Raw genomic sequence first — 23,136 nt, forward strand, 5'->3', positions numbered from 1 at the left:
TCTCAGGCGACCGTCTCCTTTAGGAAGGCCATCACCGCGCCGGTGAGGGCGTCGCCCTCCTCGCCGAACCGGCGGTTGATCGCCATGTGCGAATAGGCGCTGCCGTCGAACAGCGCGACCTTGGTGCCGGCCGCCCGCAGCCGGTCCGTGAAGGCATGGGCGACGACCGCGCGGATCGGTGCGTCCGAATAGGCGACAAAGACAGGCGGATGCTTGCCGCTCCCGATATAGGTGGCGGGCGACAGCGCGCGCCATTGCGCCGGATCGGAGAAGGCCTGCGCGTAGATCGGCCGCAGCCTGCCGCCCTGCGCCTTGGCCAGTGCCTCGATGTCATAGGCTTCGGTGTCGTCGAGCACCAGCGCGGCGACGCCGGGCAATCCGCCGCGCAGGCCGGTCAGCGCGGCAAGGTGGCAGCCGGCGGAATGCCCCATCACCGCGATGCGGTCGGGGTCGCCGCCATGCCGGGCGATGTTGGCGCGCACATAGGCATAGGCCTTCTCGACGTCGCCCGCCTGGGTGGCGACATCGGCGCCAGGCAGCATGCGATAATCGATCGAGACGAACAGGAAGCCGTTGTCGAGCAGGAAGCCGGGCTTGGCGTTGACATTGTTGCGGTTGCCGAGCCGCCAGGCACCGCCATGGATGAAGAACACGACAGGACGGTCCCTGAAGCCGTCGCGCGTGTAGATGTCGAGCCTGGCCGGCCCGTAGTCGACGGTTTGCGGCTTGGGCTGGCGCGGACGCCATGCGGCGGAGGCACGCGCTGGCAGCAGCGCGGCAAGCGATGCCATGATGAGGCTGCGTCGATCGATCATCACCATCTCCCACCGCCTTGCGACGGCAGAGTGCACATGCGCGCCCCAGGCGTCCAGTTAACGATCGGTAATGGCCTGAGCTTGGAACGCGGCCGATCTGGACAGCATTTACCCGACATCCGGGCATTCGGCACGCCTCCGAATTCCGGCTTGCGAGATGCGAATGCAAAACCAATCGAGGTTAGCCCTTGAAGCGCGCCGGGCAATCACCACGTTATTCTCTAGGCAGGCATTTCGGCAACATCGGATGCCTTCCGGAGGTCAACGCCAGATTGCACGTTTCTTCTTCAATTGAAGGGAACCAACAACGCTTTCCGGCAGTTGAATATGTGATGAGCCGACTGGCAGCCAGAGCGGCTCCGAGGGCACATAATCATGCGCGAGAACCAATCCGACGTCTTCGACCTGTTCTCGGAGATCTATACCCATGCGGCACAGGAAGAGATCAGCCTCCAGCAATTCCTCCTTGCCTGCCGCGAAGACAAATCGATGTACGCCACGGCCCCCGAAAGGATGGTCGCGGCGATTGGTCAGCCAAATCTGATCGACACCAGCAAGGACGAGCGGCTCGGCCGCATCTTCTCCAACCGAACCGTCAAGGTGTACCCATCCTTCGCCGACTTCTATGGCATGGAGGATACGATCGAGCGTATCGCCGGCTATTTCCGCTATGCCTCGCAGGGTCTCGAGGAGCGCAAGCAGATCCTTTATCTGCTCGGTCCTGTCGGCGGCGGCAAGTCTTCACTAGCCGAACGGCTGAAGAAGCTCATGGAGCAGCGGCCGATCTACACGCTGAAGGTCGGCAACCAGATCAGCCCGGTTTTCGAATCGCCGCTCGGCCTATTCAACCCCGACCATATGGGCGACCTGCTTGAGGACAAATACGGCATAGCCCGCCGCCGCCTGAACGGGCTGATCTCGCCATGGGCCGCCAAGCGCCTCGACGAACTGGCTGGAGACATCTCCAAATTCAGCGTCGTCAAGCTGATGCCGTCGCGGCTGCGCCAGATCTGCATCGCCAAGACCGAGCCCGGCGACGAGAACAACCAGGATGTCTCGGCCCTGGTCGGCAAGGTCGACATCCGCCAGCTGGAGAATTTCAGCCAATCCGACCCGGATGCCTATTCCTACAGCGGCGGGCTCAATCGCACGACACAGGGCCTGCTCGAGTTCGTCGAGATGTTCAAGGCGCCGATCAAGGTCCTGCATCCGCTGCTGACCGCCACGCAGGAGGGCAGCTACAACGGCACCGAGAATTTCGGCGCCTTCCCCTACCAGGGCATCGTCGTGGCGCATTCCAACGAATCGGAATGGCAGCAGTTCAAGAACAACAAGAACAACGAGGCCTTCCTCGATCGCATCCTGGTGGTCAAGGTTCCGTATTGCCTGCGCGTCACCGAAGAGCGGCAGATCTACGAGAAGCTGCTGCGCGAAAGCGAATTGGCGGCCAGTCCCTGCGCCCCCGAAGTTCTCGACATCCTCAGCCGCTTCACCGTCGCGACGCGCCTTGCCGAGCACGACAATTCACCCCGCTACACCAAGATGCGCGCCTATGACGGCGAGAGCCTGAAGGAGGTCGACCCGAAGGCGAAGTCGGTACAGGAATACCGCGATGCCGCCGGCGTCGACGAGGGCATGACCGGCGTCAGCACGCGTTTTGCCTTCAAGATCCTGTCGCAGACCTTCAACTACGACACTAAGGAAGTGGCCGCCGACCCCGTGCACCTGATGTACATTCTGGAAGAGGCGATCAAGCGCGAGCAGTTTCCGAAGCAGACGGAGGCAGCCTATCTGGAGTTCACCAAGTCGGAACTCGCCGCGCGCTATGCCGAATTCATCGGCCACGAGATCCAGAAGGCCTACCTCGAATCCTACAGCGAATACGGCCAGAACCTGTTCGACCGCTACATCGCCTATGCCGATGCCTGGATCGAGGACCAGGACTACAAGGATCCCGACACCGGCCAGATCCTCAACCGCGAGGTGCTGGACAACGAACTGTCACAGATCGAAAAACCGGCAGGCATCGCCAATCCCAAGGACTTCCGCAACGAAGTGGTCAAGTTCACCTTGCGGGCCAGGGCGCGCAATCACGGCCGCAACCCGTCCTGGACAAGCTATGAAAAGCTGCGCGAGGTCATCGAAAAGCGCATGTTCGGCCAGGTCGAGGATCTTCTGCCGGTGATCAGCTTCGGCTCCAAGCAGGACAGCGTGACCGAAAAGCGGCACAATGAATTCGTGCAGCGCATGGTCGAGCGCGGTTACACCCAGCGTCAGGTGCGCCGGCTCGTCGACTGGTACATGCGGGTGAACAAGGCGGGTTGAGAACGCCTGGGGGTTCCATGCCGATCTTCATCGACCGACGCCTGAATCCCAAGGACAAGAGCTTGGGTAACCGCCAGCGCTTCCTCAAGCGCGCGCGGGACGAACTGAAGCGCAGTATACGCGACCGCATCCGCACCGGCCGGATCGCCGAAGCGGACAAGGAATATGCCGTGCCGATGCCGGAAAAAGGCACCGGTGAGCCGAGCTTCAACGATGCCAGGAACAGCGGGCGGCGCCAGCACATCCTGCCGGGCAACAAGAGTTTCTCTCCCGGAGACCTGATCCCCAAACCCGGCCAGGGCGGCGGCGCCGGGTCGTCGTCTCCGGGCGACACGGTCTCTGAAGACGATTTCCGTTTCGTGCTGTCGCGTGAGGAGGTTCTCGATCTCTTTTTCGAGGATCTCGAACTGCCCGACATGGTCAAGCTCAACCTCAAGGAAATCCTCGCCTTCAAGTCGCAGCGTGCCGGCTTCGCGACAACCGGTTCGCCGACCAACATCAACGTCGCGCGTACGATGCGCAACAGTCATGGCCGCCGCATAGCGTTGAGGCGGCCGAAGCAGGCGGACGTGGATGCCATCGCCGGGCAGATCGCCGCGCTGGACTCTCAGCCGGTCAGCGCAGCGACGCGTCTGCGTGTCGCGGATTTGCGCAAGGAGTTCGAACGGCTGGAGCGCCGCCGCAAACGCATCGCCTATGTCGATCCGATCGACATCCGCTTCAATCGCTTCGATCCCCGGCCGCTGCCGAATGCCAGTGCCGTGATGTTCTGCCTGATGGATGTGTCCGGATCGATGGGTGAGCGCGAGAAGGATCTGGCCAAACGCTTCTTCGTGCTTTTGCATCTGTTCTTGAAACGGCGCTACGAGCGCACCGAGGTGGTCTTCATCCGCCACACCCACGAGGCCCAGGAGGTGGATGAGGAAACCTTCTTCCATTGCACGCAAAGCGGCGGCACCGTCGTTTCCACGGCGCTCGACGAAATGCGCCGCGTCATCGAAGAACGCTACCCGGCCAACGAGTGGAACATCTACGCCGCCCAGGCTTCGGACGGTGACAATTTCGCCACCGATTCGGAACGCTGCATAGCCTTACTCGACGGCGCGCTCATGCGTCTTTGCCAGTATTTCGCCTATGTCGAGATCATCGACGAACGCGAGAGCCATATTTTCGGAGCCACCGAAAACGGGACGTCGCTGTGGCGCGCCTACAGCGTCGTCGCGCAGAAATGGCCGAACTTCCAGATGACCCGCATCGCCACGCCGGCCGACATCTACCCGGTCTTCCGCCAGCTCTTCGCAAGGCAACCGGCCGCCCGCAAGAGCGCTTGAGAGGGGTGCAAATGGCCAGGCAGGCAAGCAAACCAGCTTTGCTGTTTTCCGGATCTGATTGGGATTTCAAGACGCTGTCGCGGGCCTATGACGCGATCGAGGCGATCGCGCTGGAGGAACTCCACCTCGATATCTATCCGGTTCAGATGGAGATCATCTCGTCCCAGCAGATGCTCGACGCCTATTCGTCGATAGGCATGCCGCTGATGTATCGCCATTGGTCGTTCGGCAAGCATTTCCTTCATCATGACCTTCTCTACCGCAAGGGCGGTCGCGGCCTGGCCTATGAGCTGGTCATCAACTCCAATCCCTGCATCGTCTACCTGATGGAGGAGAACACCATGGCGTTGCAGGCCCTGGTTACGGCGCACGCGGCACTTGGGCACAACCATTTCTTCAAGAACAATCACCTGTTTCGGCAGTGGACCGACGCCGGGGCCATCCTGAGCTATCTCGACTTCGCCAAGGGCTACATCGCCCGCTGCGAGGAGCGGCATGGGCTGGCGGCGGTCGAGGCGGTCCTCGATTCGGCGCATGCGTTGATGGAACAGGGCGTGTTCCGCTACCGCCGGCCGCCGAAGCTGTCGTCGGAGCGGCAGCGCGAAGGCCTGCGCGAGCGCCTCGAATATGAGGAACGCTCCTACAATGATTTGTGGCGCACGCTGCCGGCCTCGCACGAGGCCGGCAAGACCGGCGAGAAGGACGAGAGCCTGGCGGAACGGAAGAAGTCGCTCAATCTACCCGAGGAGAACCTGCTCTATTTCCTCGAGAAGAACAGCCTTGTGCTGGAACCGTGGCAGCGCGAAATCGTCCGCATCGTCCGCATCATCGCGCAATATTTCTACCCGCAGCGGCAAACCCAGGTGATGAACGAGGGTTGCGCCACTTTCGTGCACCACACGCTGATGAACCTGTTGTTCGATCGCGGGCTGATCGGCGAGGGCGCCATGCTCGAAATCCTGCGCAACCATTCCAATGTGGTCTTCCAGCCCGGTTTCGACGATCCCCGCTTTTCCGGCATAAATCCCTACGCGCTCGGTCTCGACATGATGCAGGACATACGGCGCATCTCGACCGAGCCGACGGCGGAGGACCGCGACTGGTTTCCCGACATTGCGGGCCGCGGCGACTGGCGCGAGACGCTGCTCGAGGCATGGGCCGACCATCGCGACGAGTCCTTCATCCGCCAGTACCTCAGCCCAACACTGATCCGGAAATGGCGGCTCTTCGCGCTTGCCGATCGAGCCGACGAACCGCATCTGGAGGTCGCGTCGATCCACAACGAGCGCGGCTATGAGAAGATACGCAGCGCCCTGGCCCACAGCTACGACGTGGGGGCGAACAGGCCCGACATCCAGATTGTCGATGTCGACCTGCGCGGCGACAGGCAACTGCGGCTGCAGCACAAGGTGAAGGCCGGCATCCTCCTTGAGGAAGGCAGCCGCGACGCGACTTTGCGCCATATCCGCAGCCTCTGGGGCTACGAGGTCAGTCTTGCGGCGGTCGACGCCGAAACAGGCGCGACGCTGCACGAGCGCTCGACCAGGGAGATCGTGGAGTAGCGCCGGAGGCAAGCCGCGTCGCTCACCCCGTGTGTTTGATTAAGCGTCGCCCGCCGGCTTTATCCGCAGCCTGGCGATGCGGTTCTTGTCGCGCTTCATGACCACGAAGCGCTTGCCGTGGAAAGTGAAGGCCTGCTTTTCATCGGGGATCGACTGGGTCTCGTGGATGACGAGGCCGGCAATCGTGGTGGCCTCTTCGTCCGGCAGGTTCCAGTCGAGCGCCCGGTTGAGATCGCGGATCGCCACCGTGCCGTCGACCACGACCGAGCCGTCGGCCTCCTGCTTGACGCCCTGGATGTCGACGTCGTGCTCGTCGGCGATCTCGCCGACAATCTCCTCGATGATGTCCTCCAGCGTCACCAGCCCTTCCACTTCGCCATATTCGTCGACGACGATGGCGAAATGCGCCTTGCGGCGCAGGAAGGCGTTGAGCTGGTCCTGCAAGGTGGTGGTGTCCGGCACGAACCAGGGCTTCGACGCGATCTTCATCACGTCGATCCTGGAAAAGTCGTTGCCGACCTCGTTCAGCGCCCTCAGCAGGTCCTTGGCGTGCAGCACGCCGACGATGTTGTCGAGCGAGCCCTTCCACAACGGCATGCGGGTATGCGGGCTGTTCAGGATCTCGCGCACCACCGCTTCCGACGGGTTGTCGGCATTGACCGAGCGCATGTTGGTGCGGTGGACCATGACGTCGGACACTTCGAGTTCCTCGAGGTCGAACAGTCCCTCCAGGCGATTGCGCTCCTCGCGCGCACCCTGGCCGTCGCGGCGGAAATCGTCGGCCGGCTCGCGCGATTGGTCATCAGCGAAACCTTGCGGATCGACTGGCCGCAATTCGTAGCCGAAGGCAGCGAGCAGGCGGGCACGAAACAGCAACGCCAGCAGTACCAGACCGGCAAGGATGGCCGCGACGATCCAGCCGGGCTCGTTCATCCCGGGTGGTTTTCCGCAAGGAAGCCAAGCACTTCCGACGCCGGCACGTCCCTGGCGATGAAGGCCTGGCCGACACCGCGCGTCAGGATGAAGGTCAGCGCGCCGCGGGACACCTTCTTGTCCTGGGCGATGTACGAGAGCAGCGCCTCAGCGTCGGGCAGTTCGCCCGGTATGTCGGCCATCCGCCATGGCAAGCCGACAGCGCGAAGATGCGCCTCGACGCGCCCCGCATCGTCCGGGCTCGCCAGGTTGAGCCGCGCCGAGAAGCGATGCGCCAGCGCCATGCCGATGGCGACCCCCTCGCCGTGGACGAGCCGGGCGCCGTCATAGTGCGTGGCGGCTTCCAGCGCGTGGCCGAACGTATGGCCGAGATTGAGCAGTGCGCGGTCGCCGGTCTCGAACTCGTCGCGGGCGACGACATCGGCCTTGGCGCGGCAGGCCTCGGCGATCGCCTCAGCCCGCGCCGGACCGCCGGCGAACACGTCCTGCCAGTTCGCCTCCAGCCAGGCGAAGAAGGCGGGGCGGTCGATCAGCCCGTACTTGGCGAGCTCGGCGTAGCCGGCGCGGAATTCGCGGATCGGCAACGTGTCGAGCACGCCGGTGTCGGCCAGCACCAGCTTCGGCTGATGGAAGACGCCGACAAGATTCTTGCCGCGCGGACTGTTGATGCCGGTCTTGCCGCCGACCGACGAATCGACCTGTGCGAGCAGCGAGGTCGGGATCTGCACGAAATTCATGCCGCGCCGCACGATGCCGGCGGCAAAGCCGGCAAGGTCGCCGATGACGCCGCCGCCGAGCGCGATGACGACATCGCCGCGTTCGAGCTTGGCGGCGAGCACGCCGTCGACCACCTCTTCGAGATGGGCAAAACTCTTGGTCTTCTCGCCCGCCGGCAAGGTGATTACGGCCGGCTGGATGCCACTGGTCTCGAGACCGGCCTTCAGCGTGCCGAGCTGCGCGGCGGCGACGTTCTCATCCGTGACGACGGCCGCTCGCCTGCCCGGCAAGCGGCGCGAGATCTCCTGGCCGGCGCCGGACAGCAGGCCGGGGCCGATCAATATGTCGTAGCCGCGCTCGCCGAGCCCGACTTCGACGGTGACAGGCGCGATGGCGCTCATGGCCGCGCCTCGTCGCCGGCCGCGACCATGGCGACGCCGAAATGTCCGCAGAGCGCCGCGACGACCTCGGCTGCGATGACCTCCTTGCGGTCGTCGCGGGTCGGCACGGTGACGTCCGATGTGGCGTAGACCGGATAGCGCTCGCCCATCAGCCTTTCCAGCACAGCGCGCGGATCGGGGCTTTTGAGCAACGGCCGGTTCTGCTTCTTGGACACGCGCTCCATCAACAGGTCGAGCTCGGCCTTCAGCCAGACCGACACGCCATGGCCGGCGATCGCCTCGCGCGTTTGCGCGTTCATGAAGGCGCCGCCGCCGGTCGACAGCACCTGCGGGCCGTTTTCAAGGAGCCGCAGGATGACGCGCTGCTCCAGCGCGCGGAATTCCGTCTCGCCATAACGCTCGAACAGTTCGGGCACGGTCATGCGCGACACGCTTTCGATCTCCTGGTCGCTGTCGATGAAGGGCAGCGAAAGCATCGCCGCCACCTTTCGGCCGATCGCCGTCTTTCCGGCGCCCATCAGGCCGACGAAGACGATGGAGCGGGTGCCCAGCCGCTCGAGCAGCTCGGTATGGCCTTCAGCGGGGGGATTTGCTTGTAGCGCGTTCATACGGGCCCCTTTGCCGGCGTTATCGACATCAAAAGCCTGGTTGCGTCAAGCATGGCGCGCAGCTCCCGGAAAAGTGTCATACGGTTTTCCGAACAGAACCCGCGCCAGGACGACAGGCTTCTACCTTGAATTGGACGGATTGGCGTCCCATAAGGGCACAGGGTTTGGAAATGCAGAACAAGAGACGGGCGCATATTGATGCCGACACTGTTTCGCTTTGTCGTGACGCTGACGATTCTGGCCGGCATTGCCTATGGAACGATGTTCGCGCTGGCCATGTTCGTCGAACCGAAAAAGGCCGAAATGAGCGTGCGCATTCCGCCGGAAAAGCTGAACCCCAAGAAGAACTGATGCCCGGGACATGAACAGCGCGGCGCGCATCGAGGCCTTTCTGGAGATGATGAGCGCCGAGCGGGGCGCGGCCGAAAACACGCTGTCCTCCTATCGCCGCGACCTGGAAGACGCTTCGATGGCGATCAGCGGCGGGCTTGCCGCCGCCGCGGCCGCCGACATCCGCGCCTATCTCGACGATATCGCCGCGCGCGGCTTCGCCGCCACCTCGCAGGCGCGCAAACTGTCGGCGATCCGCCAGTTCTTCAAGTTCCTCTACGCCGAGGGCCTGCGCGGCGACGACCCGACCGGCACGCTGGACAGCCCGAGGAAGGGCCGGCCGCTGCCGAAGACGATGAGCGAGGCCGAAACCGGCCGGCTGATCGACCGCGCCGCCACGGAAGCGGGCGAAGCCGACGGCGGCGATCGGCTGGCGCGGCTGCGCCTGCATGCGCTGGTCGAGGTGCTCTACGCCACCGGCCTGCGTGTTTCCGAGCTGGTCGGCCTGCCGGTGACGGTGGCGCTGCGCGACGACCGCTTCTTCATGGTGCGCGGCAAGGGCAACAAGGAACGCATGGTGCCGCTCTCGGCCAAGGCGCGCGCCGCGATGCGCGCCTGGCTTGCCGCCAGGGCAGAGCGGCCGGCGCTCGCTAACAGCCCCTTCCTGTTTCCGGCCGCCTCCGACACCGGCCATCTGTCCCGCCAGGTCTTCGCCCGCGACCTGAAAGGCCTTGCCGCAAGGGCCGGCATCGCCTCGGCCAAGATCTCGCCGCATGTGCTGCGCCACGCCTTCGCCAGCCACCTGCTGCAGAACGGCGCCGATCTCAGGGCCGTGCAGCAGCTGCTCGGCCACGCCGACATCTCGACCACGCAGATCTACACCCATGTGCTGGAGGAGCGGCTGGTGCGGCTGGTCAATGATCATCATCCGCTTGCCGACTAGGCCTCATGTCGCTATGTGAGGACGACGTTCCACCGCCCGGAGCCCCGGTTTTCGAGGGTTTCGCCAGCCACTGCCTTCCGAACTGTCGGTCCGCTCAAGAATGTACAACTACCTCGATTTCGAAAAGCCGGTGCAGGATCTCGAAGGCAAGATCCTCGAGCTGAAGAAGCTTGCCGAGAACGGCGAGGCCGTCGATGTCGGCGATGAGATCAGCCGCCTGGAGAAGCGTTCGCGCGACGCGCTGCGCGAGGCCTACAAGTCGCTGACGCCCTGGCAGAAGGTGCAGGTGGCGCGCCATCCCGACAGGCCGCATTGCGTCGACTACATCAAGGCCCTGCTCAGCGATTTCACGCCGCTCGCCGGCGACCGCAATTTCGGCGAGGACCAGGCGATCGTCGGCGGCTTCGCCCGCTTCCGCGGCGAGCCGGTGGCGGTTATCGGCCAGGAGAAGGGCTCGGACACGGCGAGCCGGCTGAAGCACAATTTCGGCTCGGTGCGGCCGGAAGGCTATCGCAAGGCGGTGCGGCTGATGGAGCTAGCCGACCGCTTCAAGATCCCGCTTCTGACGCTGGTCGACACCGCCGGCGCCTATCCCGGCGTCGGTGCCGAGGAACGCGGCCAGGCCGAGGCGATTGCCCGCTCGACCTCGGCCTGCCTGGCGCTCAAGGTGCCCTCGATCTCGGTCGTCATCGGCGAAGGCGGCTCCGGTGGCGCCATCGCAATCGCCACCGCCAACCGCGTCTACATGCTGGAGCATGCCATCTATTCGGTGATCTCGCCGGAGGGCGCTGCCTCGATCCTGTGGCGCGACACCACCCGCTCCAAGGATGCGGCGACCAACATGAAGATCACCGCCCAGGATCTTTACGAAATGAAGATCATCGACGCCATCGTCCCCGAGCCGCTCGGGGGCGCCCATCGCGCCCCCGAAACGGTGATCGCCGCCACCGGCGACCTCATCGCCAAGACGATGAAGGATTTTGCCGGCGCCAACACCGATTTCCGCGAGCAGCGTCGCGAGAAATACCTTGCCATGGGCCGCAGCCTCTAGTGCCCGGAAATGTGGGCGGTTCCGGGAGGGCTTAAGGCGCGTCGCCTGACTCCGTTTCAGCCCGACGCGCTTTATATCCGGGCAATTCCAGCAAACTTCTGGAACGGTTTTCCGTCCGGAAGGTGCCACCACATCGGTGGTCCAGGGCAACGATCCGGTGGTTCGGAGCGGGGCCGCCATAGACACTTTGCTTTAACGGCTGCTAATTAAGCTTCTCGTTTCGGGGGATTTGAAATGAAGAAATACGAGAAACCCACGCTGATCAAAGTCGCCCGCCTGCAAGCAGTGACGGCTCAACAAGCGACTTCCCAGCCGCCAGTGGAAAACGGCAACAGCAATGGCAGCGGCACCGACATCAACTAGTCCCCGTCAAATCCGTCTCTATCAAAACGTTTGATCGCCTTGGAATAGCTTCGGCCGCTACGCGGCAAAGTGGTGTACGGGCACGATTCCGCCACAAAAATGCCGCCGCGTTCGGCTCAATGAAATTGCCGCGAGGGGTCGTTCGAGGCTTGCGGTAAGGATTTTTCAAGGTTAACGGGCTTACGGTCCGCTAATGTTCAGCGTGCGGGCCTGGCGGTTGAACCCGTGGCCCGAGGGAAAGACTAAGCCGTACCCATGTTTGCCGAGCTTGCCCGCACCGGAGTCCTGATCGCCGCCATCGGCGTCGCCGGCTGCAACGATTCCTCGATGAAGGACTTCGCGCCGGAGGCCAACAAGCCGCTGCCGGACAAGATCCTGGCCGACATGAAGGCCAAGGGCATGGTCCGCACCTCGTCGGTGATGGCCCGTATCTTCAAGGAAGAGGGCAAGCTGGAGATCTGGAAGGCCAAGACCAATGGCCGCTACGAGATGGTGGCCAACTACGACATCTGCAAATGGTCGGGCAAGCTCGGGCCGAAATACACCGAGGGCGACCGCCAGGCGCCGGAAGGTTTTTATACGGTTCGCCCTTCGCAGATGAACCCGCGCTCGAACTACCATCTGTCCTTCAACATCGGCTATCCCAACGCCTACGACCGCGCCAATGGCCGCACCGGCTCCAATCTGATGGTGCATGGCGCCTGCTCGTCGTCGGGCTGCTATTCGATGACCGATGCCCAGATCGAGCAGATCTACGCTTTCGGCCGCGATGCCTTCCAGGGCGGGCAGACCGAGTTCCAGATCCAGGCCTTTCCATTCCGCATGACCGCCGCCAACATGGCGCGTTACCGCAACGACCCGAACTACGATTTCTGGAAGATGCTGAAGGTCGGCTACGACAATTTCGAAATCACCAAGGTGCCGCCGAAGGTCGACGTCTGCGAAAAGCGCTACGTCTTCAATCAAGTGGCGCCGGAGGGCACGACCTTCGATCCCACCGGGCCCTGCCCCGCCACGACGCAGCCGGATTCGCTGAAGAGCGCCTATAGCGCCTATCAGAGCACCTATGACTCGGCCTTCAACGGCGCCGTCAAGTCGAGCGCGCCGGCGCCCAAGCCGACGATTGCCGGCATCAAGGAAGCCAGTATCGTTTCCGACTGGTCGAAGCGCCGGGCCCGCGGCGAGCGCGTGCCGATCGACCCGCCGTCGATGAATGGCGACGGCTCGGTGACCGAGACCGCGCGCATGGGCCGCATCGATTCGCCGCTCGGCCGCAAGATGGCCGCGCTCGACGCCGAGAAGGAAGCCAAGCGCAAGGCCGAGGAACAGCGGCTCGCGGCCATACAGGCAGCAAAGGCCGCCAAGGAAGCTGCCAAGGCCCAGGCATTGGCCGAGGCGGAAGCCGCCAAGCAGGCTGCCCAGCAGCCGGTCACCACCGCGGGCGTCGAAGCGGCCGAGCCGGCAGCCGAAACGCAGGCCGCGAGCGCCGACGACGGCACGGTGACGAAGCTGAAGAAGAAGCTGCTCGGCATGTTCGGCGGCTGAGGCTTTGGCTGATGCATGTCGCCCAAAAGTGTGGGGCGGTTTGAGACAACGACATGCATGAAAAAACAGAAAGCAAGCGCCCTGCCGTCTACGATCTCAAGGGGCTGAACTGTCCCCTCCCCGTGCTCAAGGCGAAGAAGCGCCTGGCCGCGATGCGGCCGGGTAGCCTGCTCTGGCTGGAAACCACCGATCCGCTTGCCGTCATCGACATTCCGGCCTTCTGCTCGGACGCAGGCCATCAGCTCGTCGAAACGGCCGCGGTGTCCGGCGGCCATCGCTTCCTGGTCGAGCGCGGCGACGCCTGAGTTCGCGGTCCTGGCTCCCTACCGCCGCCCGGCTATGGCCAGCGGATTGTCCTCCAGCGCCGCGCGGTCGGGCGTGTCGATCGACGGCCTGTTGGTGAAGGCGGCGAACAGCCGGCGCACATAGTCCTCCGGCATGTCGAGCGTGATCAGCACCAGCCTGGTGCCGCGATTGCCCTCCGGCCAGGCCGGCAGCCTTGCCGGCGGGTGCAGGATCTTCTGCACGCCATGGATGACCAGCGGCCGCGACGGATCCTCCAGCAATTCGATGACGCCTTTCATACGCAGCAGCTTCTCGCCATGCGTCGAGCGCAGCAGATCGAGAAACATCTCGATCGCCGAGAACGGCACCGGACCGTCATGGACCAGCGAATGCGAGCGCACACGCGAATCGTGGCGATGCTGGTGATCGTGATGATGATCGTCGCCATGATGGTGGTGGTGGCCATCATGATCATGGTGATGATGACCAGCCTCTTCGCCCAGCCAGCGCTGCACATCGGCCGATTTGGTTTCGGGGTTGTAGAGCCCGCAGTCGAACAGCGCCGCGGCGCCGGTTCCGCTGTCATCGGCATCGAGCAGAACGGCGCCGGGATTGAGCTGACGCAGGCGCGCTCGCAACGCCGCGACATCGCCGGCATCGGTGACGAGGTCGGTCTTGGTGAGCACGATGCGGTCGGCGACCGCCGCCTGTTTCACCGCCTCGACATGAGCGTCGAGGGTCGCATTGCCGTTGACCGCATCGACCAGAGTGATCACGCCGTCGAGCCGGAAAGCCTGCACCAGCGCCGGATGCGCCATGATCGACTGCAGCACCGGCGCCGGATCGGCAAGCCCGGTGGTTTCTACCACGACGCGCGCCAGCCTGGCGATGCGGCCGGTCTGCAGCCGGTCGACGAGGTCGGCCAGCGTATCGACCAGTTCGCCGCGCACCGTGCAGCACAGGCAGCCGTCGGAAAGCTGGATGATGCCGTCTGAGGCCTGCTCGACCAGCAGATGGTCGATCGCCACCTCGCCGAACTCGTTGATGATGACCGCCGTGTCGGTAAGTTGCGGGTCCTTCAGCAGCCGGTTGAGCAGCGTCGTCTTGCCGGCGCCGAGGAAGCCGGTGAGCACCGAGACCGGGATGGGAAAGCTGCCGCCCATCGGGCTAGTTCGCGGCCTTGACCGGCTGGTCGCCCTGCACGGCAACCGCGGCCGTCCCGCTTGCGGCCGGCTCGGCGCCGGTCGGCGCCGGAATGTCGGGCCGCCAGCTCGGCAGCGGCACATCGGCATATTCCTGGCCCGACTGGTCGAGCATCGCCTTCGGCGTCGGCCCGGTTGCGCCGCCGAGGCCGACGGCGACCAGGGTCGGGTGAGCGAGCTTCACCTGGTAGGGCGACTTCGGCGCATCCTTGGCGGCGACGGCGGGGGCGGCCTCCGACTGCTCCGCCTTCGGCTTCTTCTTGCAGATCTCGTCATGCAGATCGTTGGGCGACAGCGTATCGCCATAGGACGGCAAGGCGGCAAGCGTAGCCGAGCCGGTCGCCGGCGTGTCAAAACCCTGGTCGAGCAGCTTCGCAACGGTCTCGGCGCGGCTGACAGCCGATTTCTCGCCGAGCACCACGGCGACCAGCGTGCGCCCGTTGCGCGTCGCCGAGCCGATCATGTTGAATCCCGAGGAACAGACGAAGCCGGTCTTCATGCCGTCGGCGCCCGGATAGCGGCCGATCAAGAGGTTGTAGTTCGGGATCGCCTTCTTGCCGACCGCCAGCCCCTCGATCGAGAACCAGGGCGCGTATTGCGGAAACTCGCTGCGGATCGCCGTCACCAGCAGCGCGAGATCGCGCGCGGTGGTGTACTGGTCCGGCGAAAACAGCCCGTTCGGATTGACGAAATGGGTTCCCGTCATGCCGAGGCGCGCCGCCTCCGCGTTCATGCGGTCGGCGAAGGCCGCCTGCGACCCGCCGATATTCTCGCCGACGGCCATGGCGATGTCGTTGGCCGATTTGACCAGCATCATCTTCAACGCATTGTCGAGCCGCATCACCGAGCCCGGCTTGAAGCCCATCTTGCTGGGCGGCTCGCCGGCGGAATGTTTCGTCACCTTGATCGGCGAATCGAGCTGAACCTCGCCGGCGGCGATCGCCCGAAACGTCACATAGGCCGTCATCAGCTTGCTCAGCGACGCCGGATACCAGCGCTTGAAGGCGTCCTGGTGCTCGAGGATCTTGCCGCTCTGCAGGTCGAAAAGGATCACCGGGTTGGCGCGCGCGACGCCCGCCAGCATCGGCAAAGCCAGCGCGCCGGCCAGCAATAGTTTGAGGAAATGCCCGTGCCGCATCATGGAATCCGAAATCGCCTCTTGCCGTAGTCGCCCCTGGCTCCGTAAGATTTCGTTACGCGATCGCCAGCATGGTGCGGCCCGGCCCTCGATTCCCCAGGCTGCATTGTTGCGGTGCTATTTACCCTATGTGACGTCAACATGGCAAAGCGCCTGGCAATCACAATTACAATGCAGCAGGCTGGAACTGGCTGCTTCAACGATGAAATGGGACAATCATGCCGATTTTGAACCGCGCCGCCGAGATGCAAGACGAGGTCGCCGGCTGGCGCCGCCATCTGCACCAGACGCCGGAACTGAATTTCGACGTTTTCCAGACCGCCGCCTTCGTCACCGGAAAGCTGAAGGAATTCGGTTGCGACGAGGTGGTGACGGGCCTCGGCAAGACCGGCGTCGTCGGCATCATCCGCGGTCGCAACGGCGACGGCACGACGATCGGGCTGCGGGCCGACATGGATGCGCTGCCGATCAACGAGATCACCGGCAAGCCCTATGCCTCGACCGTTGCCGGCAAGATGCATGCCTGCGGCCATGACGGCCACACGGCGATGCTCTTGGGGGCGGCCAAATATCTCTCCGAGACCCGCAATTTCACCGGCTCGGTCGCGGTCATCTTCCAGCCGGCCGAGGAGGGCGGCGGCGGCGGCAACGAGATGGTCAAGGACGGCATGATGGAACGCTTCGGCATCTCAAGAGTGTTCGGCATGCACAATATGCCGGGCCTGCCGGTCGGCCAGTTCGCCATCAGGCCTGGCCCGATCATGGCGGCGACCGCCGAATTCACCATCACCGTCAAGGGCCGGGGCGGCCACGCGGCGATGCCGCACGGCACCATCGATCCGATCGTCATCACCAGCCAGCTTGTCGGCGCGATGCAGACGATCGCGTCGCGCAGCACCGACCCGGTCGAGTCGGTGGTTGTGTCGGTGACGAAATTCCATGCCGGCGACGCCTACAACGTCATCCCCGAAAGCGCCGAGATCGCAGGCACGGTGCGCTCGCTGAAGAAGGAAGTGGCCAAGAAGGCGGAGGAGCGCATCCGCGCCCTTTGCGACGGGTTGGCCGCCGCCTTCGGCGCCACCATCACCTTCGACTACGAGCCCAACTATCCGGTCACCTTCAACCATCCCGAAGAGACGGTCTTTGCCGCCGACGTCGCCGCCGACATCGCCGGCAATTCCCAGGTTCACCGCGCCATCCAGCCGGTGATGGGCGGCGAGGATTTCTCCTACATGCTGGAAGCGAGGCCGGGCGCCTTCATCTTCATTGGCAACGGCGACACGGCCGGCCTGCACCACCCGGCCTACGACTTCAACGACGAGGTCATCCCGCACGGCATGAGCTATTGGGTGAAGCTGGCGGAGACGGCGCTGGCCGCCTGAGGCTGGTTCCGGCAAGGAGCGAATCCTCGGGCACGGCAAAGCCGTTGCCCGGGGGCATGGCGCAGGGACCGAAGCAAGAGTTGTGAGCCCTGCGCAACGGCGCGCCGATTTGCGTTCACTACGCCTCTTGGCGAACCGGTCCGAAGCGGCTATGTGTCGGGCCGCGTGGTCCCGTAGCTCAGTAGGATAGAGCGGCAGATTCCTAATCTGTAGGTCACAGGTTCGATTCCTGTCGGGATCACCATAATTTTCAGGCACTTGCCGAGAAATACGCCGCGGCGCGTCAGGCTTCCTGTTTGCTTGTTTGAGCGACCGGCGCGGATCGCGCGTATCCGTCGTTGGCCGCAACCGCAGCCTCCGGCCCATACTGATTGTGCAAATGAACCGGCCTGGCTTTTCGGCGGTGCAGCATGTTCACGCCTTCGACCGCCATCGAGAAAATCATCGCCGAATAGATGTAACCCTTGGGGACATGGACGCCAAAGGCATCCGCGACCAACGTCATGCCGATCATGATGAGGAAGCCGAGTGCCAGCATCTTCACTGTGGGATGGGCATCGACGAATTTTCCAACCGGTCCGGCGGCAGCGATCAGGACGGCCATCGACGCGACGACAGCGACGGCCATGACCCAGATCTGGTTGGCCATGCCGACGGCGGTCACGATCGAGTCGATGGAAAACACGAGGTTGATCAGGGCGATCTGCGACACGACGGCTACGAAACCTGCGCGCACGGTAGCGCCGATGTGGCCCTCTTCTCCCTCGAGACTTGCATGTATCTCCTGGGTGGCCTTGTAGATGAGGAACAGACCGCCGCCTGCCAGGATGAGATCCTTCCCGGAAAAGCCGTGCCCGAAGGCCTCGAACAAAGGCTCGGTCAAACCGATGATCCAGCCGATGAACAGCAGCAGGACCAGTCGCGGAACCAGGGCCAGCGTCATTCCAAGAAACCGCGCCTTTGGCTGCAACTCGGGAGCAAGTTTGCTGACCAGAACCGAGATCACGACCAGGTTGTCGACACTCAGGACGATTTCGAGCGCTGTAAGCGTCAGCAGGCTGAGCCAGATTTGCGGATCGGTTATCATCTTTGCCCTTCCCTCGAGCACCCGGTTGGATTTGCTTTTGGCTTGATCTTGTCGCGCTGCTGGTGACGACGATGAGGAGCGCCGGCCGGCTGGCGCGGAACGGCAAACCGCACCTGAAGTTCGTTTTCAGATGCGGTTTGCCGGCCGTCTGGATGGCGGTGCTGCGGTTTACTCTGCCGCTGCGGCGACAGGCTGGGCGTCGGGCAACAGAGAGACGGGTTCACTCCGCCCCTCGAGGTCGTCCAGCAGCGCCATCCACAGCGAGATGCACAGCCCGACCATGACGACAAGGAAGGGTGCTGCCGCGATGATCGAAGCGGTCTGCAGGCCCTCCAGACCTCCCATCACCAGCAGCACACAGGCCGACGCTCCCGCAAGGACGCCCCACAGGACGACAACGATGCGCGCGGGCTCGAGCGTGCCGCGTGACGACAGCATGCCCATCACGATCGAGGCGGCATCGGCTCCCGAGATGAAGAAGATCGCCACAAGGAAGATCGCGACGAACGAGGTGATCGCTGTTCCCGGATATTGCTCGAGCAGGGCAAACAGCGAGATGGCGGCGCCCTTGGTGTTGACCGCCTCGACAAGTCCGCCGACCCCCATCAGTTCGGAGTGCAGCGCGGTGCCGCCCATGATGGTGAACCAGAGAAAGGTCACGCCGCTCGGGATGAGCAGAACGCCGATGACGAATTCGCGGATCGTCCGCCCCCTGGAAATGCGGGCAATGAAAACGCCGACGAAAGGCGCCCAGGAAACCCACCACGCCCAGTAGAAGATGGTCCAGCTGCTCAGCCATTTGCCGTCGCTGAAGGCGGCGGTGCGGAACGACATCGTGACGAGGTTGGTCAGGTATTCGCCGAGCGCTTCGGTGAAGGTGTTGAGGATGAAGACGGTTGGTCCGACGACGGCCAGGAAGAGCAGCAAGGCGGCGGCGACAACCATGTTCATGTTGCTCAGGAACTGGACGCCCTTGCCGACACCGGACACTGCCGAAAGGATGAACAGCACCGACAGCACGGCGATGATCGCAAGCGCAATGCCTGTCCCCTCGCCGGTTCCCCAGAGAAAATTCAGACCGCTGTTGATCTGCTGTGCGCCGAGGCCGAGCGATGTCGCCGTGCCGAACAGCGTGGCGATGAGGGCCAGAATATCGATCGTCTTGCCGATCGGCCCGTTGACGGCACCGCCGAGCAAGGGGGTGAATGCACTCGATATCAGGATGGGCAGGCCCTTGCGGTAGGTGAAGTAGGCGATCGCCAGACCGACAATGGCGTAGATCGCCCAAGGGTGCAGCGCCCAATGAAAATAGGCATATTCCATCGCGATCAGCGCAGCTTCCTTGGACTGCGGGGCGGCCAGCCCGTGAGGCGGCGCGCCAAAATGGAAAACCGGCTCGGCAACCCCCCAGAACATCAGTCCGATGCCCATGCCGACGCTGAACATCATGCACACCCACGAAACTGTAGTGAACTCCGGCTGCTCGTCGTCGGCTCCAAGCCTGATCTTGCCGAAACGGCTGATCGCCAGGAACCCGGCAAAGACCAGAAACATAGCCGTCGATACGACAAAGCCCCATCCGAAACCATTGATGATGGCCGCGAGCGTGGCGTTCGTCACGGAGGCGAGGCTATCCGGGGCAGCGGCTCCCCATAAAATGAACGCGGCTGTTATGATCAGGGCCGGCCAGAATACCGCCGTATCTATGCCCCGTAACCTGCTTGTAGTCGACATGCGTGACCTCCCAAATCAATTTCGAAACCAGTTCCTGAAAAACTCCCCTTGGACGTCAAAGACCCCGACCTCCTGCGAGACCAGGGTCGCGGACGGCGCACGCTGAAGCGTCCGCCGTTGGCGCCGTTTCGAAGTGTCGGATTAGGCCCTCCGCCACCACACCCGTCAGGGTAGAAAGGGTGGGCAGGCAAGGATGGGAGGAATCTGGCGGGTCAGTGGGGAACCGGCAGATCCCGGGTAGGGAAGAACCTACCCGGGCAAAGGCACGCCATGCCATGGCGCGTCAAAAACACCCTCTGCGAAACCCTTTGTCGAGCCAGCCGGATTGGTCGCTGCGCAAGCCCGTGGACGCACGCACGGCTGCCTGGCCGAACCTGTCGTCGGCGTGGCAAAACCGATGACGCTTATGAGGCGGCGGGGTATTTCCTCTCCAGCCGTTCCTGCTGCGGGGTTTGGGCGTAGAGTTCGCGGTAGCATTTGGAAAAATGCGACGCCGAAACGAAGCCGCAGGCGGTGGCCACCTCGACGATGGGCACGGATGACTGGATCAGCATATGCCGTGCGCGCTCGAGGCGTATCTCCAGATAGTAGCGGGCGGGGGAGCGCCCCATCTCATCGCGGAAGAGACGCTCGATCTGCCGTCGCGACAGCCCGACCTGCCTGGCAATATCGCTTATCGATATCGGTTCGGACGGATTGGCGTCCATCAGCTCGATGATGGTCAGCACTTTTGAATTCTGAATGCCGAGCCGCGCGCGCAAGGGAAGCCGCTGGCCGTCGCTTGCGCCGCGCACGCGATCGGTCAGCACCTGCTCACAGACGCGACTGACCAGATCTTCGTCGAAATCATCGCCGATCAGCTTCAGCATCATGTCGAGCGCGGCCGTGCCGCCGGCGCATGTGTAGATGTCTTGATCGACCTCAAAGAGGTCGGCAAACACATGCGCATTCGGAAATGCCTCGGCGAAGCCCGGCAGGTTTTCCCAATGGATGGCGCAGCGTTTGCCGGAGAGCAGCCCGGCAGCCGCCAGCACATGGGCGCCGGTGCAGAGGCCGCCGATCGCAACGCCGCGATCATGTTCCTCACGCAACCAGGCAAAAGCCGGCTTGTTCGAATAGCGCTCGATGTTGATGCCGGTGCAGACGATGACCATCGATGGCCTGTCGGGGCCGGCCATCATGCGCCGCTCGTCCTGCAACGACGTGTCCACCGCGCACAACACGCCGCTCGAGGCGGGCACGGGCTGCCCGTCGATACTGGCCAGCCGCCACTTATAGGCTTCGTAACCGAGCATCCGGTTGGCGATGCGGATCGGCTCCAGTGCAGTCGCAAAGGCGACCATGGTGAAATCCGGCACCATAAAGAAGACGAGCGAGCGCTTGATCGGATGTTGAGACATGTTCACTGAAACTAACGTCCGTGTCGCGAAATGGATATCGCGAATGCGCCATCGTCTCGGAATTTGCTCAGGCTGCTCCGGGATTGGATGTCAGTGGCTTTGGGACGGCCTGAATGCCGTTTTCCCGAAATGCCTGGTGCACGGCGAGTAAAACGGCGCGGCGGATCATGAAATTTCTGCCCGCTTTTGCCTTGAACTTGGCCCGGATAACCAGCGTGCCGTCCTCAACCTCGGCAATTCCCTGGCTCTTGAACGGCTCGAGCAGATCTCCAGCAAGTTCCGGGTTGGCCGAAATATCCTGGCCGATCTTCTTGAAAATCTTGCGGACTTTTTCGACATCGGTGTTGAACGCAACGCGAAAGGTCAGTTTCTCGATCATCCAGTCGCGGCTGAAATTCTGAATCTTGCCAATCTCGCCGTAGGGGATTGTCGCCAAGGCACCGCGCTGGTGGCGAAGGGAAACCGACCGGACCGAGATTTTTTCCACGGTCCCCCTTGGCGCCTGACGTTTCGATATATTCGCCGAAGCGGAATGCGTCGTCGATCAGGAAAAACAGCCCGGAGACCAGGTCTTTCACAAGCGTCTGCGAGCCGAAGCCGATCGCCAGCCCGAACACGCTCAAACCGGCGATCAGGGGCCAGACATTGATCCCGATCGACACCAGGATCGAGAGCAGTGCCAAGGCCAGAATGCTCGACTTGCCGATCCCGCTGATCAGCGGCACAAGCGTGCCCAGCCGTGAACGCGGCGCTCCCAGCATCTCGTCGTCACCAACGGCGGGCAACTCCGCGCGCAAGGCGCGAGCCGTCGCTGTGCCGACCACATTCCACAGAAACGCCGCCACCAACATGATCAGCGCAACCCCGGATGCGCCCTTGGCGACCTCTCGCAAATCTATGCCGAACCCGGCAGCCAGCGGAGTCGCCCATAGCGTTCCCAGCATGGCGATCATGATGGCCACGACGGTGAAGCGGGCTGTCTGTCGCCCCGCCGCTGCCAGGATCGAGATGTCGGGAGACTCCAATCCGCGCTGAGCCCAATTCCCGATCATTGCGTCGAGATGAGGCGCGGCGAGAAACAGCAACGCGGTCACCAGGACGGCCGGCCCACGAAGCGATGTTCCCAGGGTCAGCGCGGCCTGAGCGCTGAGGAAGGTGACTACCACGAAAGCGATCACCACTGCCGGCCACATTTTGGCGAGACGGGTTCGCCAGCGGCTTCTGGGACGCGGACCGGCGACGGCGGCCGCCATTGTGCGCCTGTGCCGCCATACCGCCCATGCAAACATAAGGTAGGTCGGAATTGCCAAACCTGTCCGCAGCAGATCCCCCAGGGCCGGCCCGACGCTCCAGAGCCGCAACGTCGCGAGCAGCGTGGTGGCGATGATCGCCAGGCCAATAGCAAGCGAGAGGTCGCGCACGAGCGCCGCCAGATGGACGGAGCGCTCCGCGAACTCGGTTCGCCGCGATGCCATCAACAGTGATCTGACGGCGGCGAGGATGACGAAGCCGAGCACGGTCGCCATCGTCCAAAGGCGAAGGGTTTGCAAAGGTGCGCCAGAACCGGCCAGCAGCCGCGCGGCAATGAAACCGATCGCCAGCGCCACCACAGCAGCCGCCACGCCTGCGAAGAATCTGCGCCATGCGCTACTTGCGGCAGCCGCCTTCTTGAACCGACCGGCGAACAGAATGAACACGCCCGCGACGAGCGCAACAACCAGCACAATCTCGAACAGGAGCGCAAGGAGAGATGTTCCGCTGGCCGCGAGCGAGGCCCTCAGGTTTTCAAACTCGACAGGCACGTCGCTCAAAGCCGCAACCCGCGCGAACAGTCCGGAGACGAAACGCTCGGCCAGCTGCTCGAAGCCCGAAATCAACGAAGTAACATCCGTTTCTGCCGTCGTGCCCACGATTTCCCCCTCTTCAGCACCTCGCAAGCCAGTTTCGGCGGTCGCCCGACCGTCGAACAATTCGCCGCTCGTCT

At 63.5% G+C, this 23,136-nt stretch carries 21 protein-coding genes and 1 tRNA gene; 11 read left to right on the plus strand and 11 right to left on the minus strand.

All coding sequences use genetic code 11. From position 1 onward, the window contains the following. Window positions 1–2: 2 nt before the first annotated feature. Entirely contained in the window at window positions 3–815 is an 813-nt protein-coding gene (locus EN786_RS14170) for an alpha/beta hydrolase (protein ID WP_127285331.1), read from the minus strand. A 375-nt stretch (window positions 816–1,190) separates the two neighbouring features. On the opposite strand from EN786_RS14170, the gene EN786_RS14175 reads away from it, so the two are divergent. From EN786_RS14175 to EN786_RS14185, 3 genes are read left to right on the plus strand one after another with little or no spacing between them, the layout of a single operon-like run. Next, window positions 1,191–3,140, plus strand: coding sequence for a PrkA family serine protein kinase (locus EN786_RS14175; RefSeq protein ID WP_127285330.1), 1,950 nt, complete (start codon window positions 1,191–1,193; stop codon window positions 3,138–3,140). 17 nt (window positions 3,141–3,157) lie between these two features. Then, window positions 3,158–4,471, plus strand: a complete 1,314-nt coding sequence (locus tag EN786_RS14180; protein ID WP_127285329.1) for a YeaH/YhbH family protein — start codon at window positions 3,158–3,160, stop codon at window positions 4,469–4,471. An 11-nt stretch (window positions 4,472–4,482) separates the two neighbouring features. Next, entirely contained in the window at window positions 4,483–6,033 is a 1,551-nt protein-coding gene (locus tag EN786_RS14185; protein WP_127285328.1) for a SpoVR family protein, read from the plus strand. Between the two features lie 39 nt (window positions 6,034–6,072). On the opposite strand, the gene EN786_RS14190 is transcribed toward EN786_RS14185, so the two are convergent. From EN786_RS14190 to EN786_RS14200, 3 genes are read right to left on the minus strand one after another with little or no spacing between them, the layout of a single operon-like run. After that, a complete protein-coding gene (locus tag EN786_RS14190; RefSeq protein WP_127285327.1) occupies window positions 6,073–6,966 on the minus strand; it encodes a transporter associated domain-containing protein in 894 nt (297 codons plus the stop codon). Continuing rightward, on the minus strand, window positions 6,963–8,084 hold the full coding sequence (gene aroB, locus EN786_RS14195) for a 3-dehydroquinate synthase (RefSeq protein WP_127285326.1): 1,122 nt from the start codon (window positions 8,082–8,084) through the stop codon (window positions 6,963–6,965). Before aroB ends, EN786_RS14190 begins: the two co-directional genes overlap by 4 nt. After that, window positions 8,081–8,692, minus strand: a complete 612-nt coding sequence (locus tag EN786_RS14200) for a shikimate kinase (protein ID WP_127310078.1) — start codon at window positions 8,690–8,692, stop codon at window positions 8,081–8,083. Before EN786_RS14200 ends, aroB begins: the two co-directional genes overlap by 4 nt. Before the next feature lie 198 nt (window positions 8,693–8,890). Here EN786_RS14200 and EN786_RS14205 point away from each other — a divergent pair, with 198 nt between their 5' ends. The 6 genes from EN786_RS14205 (at window position 8,891) to EN786_RS14225 (ending at window position 13,229) form a co-directional block, all read left to right on the plus strand. Next, window positions 8,891–9,043: a histidine kinase gene (locus EN786_RS14205; RefSeq protein ID WP_126058048.1), complete on the plus strand. Its 153-nt coding sequence runs from the start codon at window positions 8,891–8,893 to the stop codon at window positions 9,041–9,043. A 10-nt stretch (window positions 9,044–9,053) separates the two neighbouring features. After that, window positions 9,054–9,965, plus strand: a complete 912-nt coding sequence (locus EN786_RS14210; protein ID WP_127310077.1) for a site-specific tyrosine recombinase XerD — start codon at window positions 9,054–9,056, stop codon at window positions 9,963–9,965. A gap of 100 nt (window positions 9,966–10,065) precedes the next feature. Next, window positions 10,066–11,016, plus strand: a complete 951-nt coding sequence (locus EN786_RS14215) for an acetyl-CoA carboxylase carboxyltransferase subunit alpha (RefSeq protein ID WP_127286898.1) — start codon at window positions 10,066–10,068, stop codon at window positions 11,014–11,016. A gap of 234 nt (window positions 11,017–11,250) precedes the next feature. Beyond that, window positions 11,251–11,379 carry a hypothetical protein gene (locus tag EN786_RS39280; RefSeq protein WP_281015756.1) on the plus strand — a complete coding sequence of 43 codons (129 nt, stop codon included), beginning with the start codon at window positions 11,251–11,253 and terminating at the stop codon, window positions 11,377–11,379. Between the two features lie 255 nt (window positions 11,380–11,634). Then, complete coding sequence (locus tag EN786_RS14220; RefSeq protein WP_127286899.1) at window positions 11,635–12,924, plus strand: murein L,D-transpeptidase family protein; 1,290 nt, start codon at window positions 11,635–11,637, stop codon at window positions 12,922–12,924. Between the two features lie 53 nt (window positions 12,925–12,977). After that, complete coding sequence (locus EN786_RS14225; protein ID WP_127286900.1) at window positions 12,978–13,229, plus strand: sulfurtransferase TusA family protein; 252 nt, start codon at window positions 12,978–12,980, stop codon at window positions 13,227–13,229. Between the two features lie 18 nt (window positions 13,230–13,247). On the opposite strand, the gene EN786_RS14230 is transcribed toward EN786_RS14225, so the two are convergent. Beyond that, a complete protein-coding gene (locus tag EN786_RS14230; RefSeq protein WP_127286901.1) occupies window positions 13,248–14,372 on the minus strand; it encodes a GTP-binding protein in 1,125 nt (374 codons plus the stop codon). A gap of 4 nt (window positions 14,373–14,376) precedes the next feature. Then, complete coding sequence (locus tag EN786_RS14235; protein ID WP_127311736.1) at window positions 14,377–15,549, minus strand: D-alanyl-D-alanine carboxypeptidase family protein; 1,173 nt, start codon at window positions 15,547–15,549, stop codon at window positions 14,377–14,379. 218 nt (window positions 15,550–15,767) lie between these two features. On the opposite strand from EN786_RS14235, the gene EN786_RS14240 reads away from it, so the two are divergent. Both EN786_RS14240 and EN786_RS14245 read left to right on the plus strand, forming a co-directional pair. Further along, complete coding sequence (locus EN786_RS14240; protein WP_127285671.1) at window positions 15,768–16,931, plus strand: M20 aminoacylase family protein; 1,164 nt, start codon at window positions 15,768–15,770, stop codon at window positions 16,929–16,931. A 167-nt stretch (window positions 16,932–17,098) separates the two neighbouring features. Further along, window positions 17,099–17,175, plus strand: a tRNA-Arg gene (locus tag EN786_RS14245). Between the two features lie 39 nt (window positions 17,176–17,214). Here the strand turns inward: EN786_RS14245 and EN786_RS14250 are convergent. From EN786_RS14250 to EN786_RS39450, 5 genes are all read right to left on the minus strand, one after another. Then, window positions 17,215–18,018, minus strand: a complete 804-nt coding sequence (locus EN786_RS14250) for a TerC family protein (RefSeq protein ID WP_127282674.1) — start codon at window positions 18,016–18,018, stop codon at window positions 17,215–17,217. A gap of 168 nt (window positions 18,019–18,186) precedes the next feature. Then, entirely contained in the window at window positions 18,187–19,752 is a 1,566-nt protein-coding gene (locus tag EN786_RS14255; protein WP_127282673.1) for a BCCT family transporter, read from the minus strand. 404 nt (window positions 19,753–20,156) lie between these two features. Beyond that, complete coding sequence (locus EN786_RS14260; RefSeq protein WP_348627102.1) at window positions 20,157–21,152, minus strand: GlxA family transcriptional regulator; 996 nt, start codon at window positions 21,150–21,152, stop codon at window positions 20,157–20,159. Between the two features lie 67 nt (window positions 21,153–21,219). Then, window positions 21,220–21,471: a hypothetical protein gene (locus EN786_RS39445; protein ID WP_348642241.1), complete on the minus strand. Its 252-nt coding sequence runs from the start codon at window positions 21,469–21,471 to the stop codon at window positions 21,220–21,222. Next, the gene (locus EN786_RS39450) at window positions 21,377–23,122 is read right to left on the minus strand and encodes a mechanosensitive ion channel domain-containing protein (RefSeq protein ID WP_348642238.1); all 1,746 of its coding nucleotides are present in this window, start codon (window positions 23,120–23,122) and stop codon (window positions 21,377–21,379) included. The genes EN786_RS39445 and EN786_RS39450 overlap by 95 nt, the downstream gene beginning before the upstream one ends. Window positions 23,123–23,136: the final 14 nt, after the last annotated feature.

The sequence above is a fragment of the Mesorhizobium sp. M4B.F.Ca.ET.143.01.1.1 genome (genome assembly GCF_004792275.1).
GTDB classification, from domain to species: domain Bacteria; phylum Pseudomonadota; class Alphaproteobacteria; order Rhizobiales; family Rhizobiaceae; genus Mesorhizobium; species Mesorhizobium abyssinicae.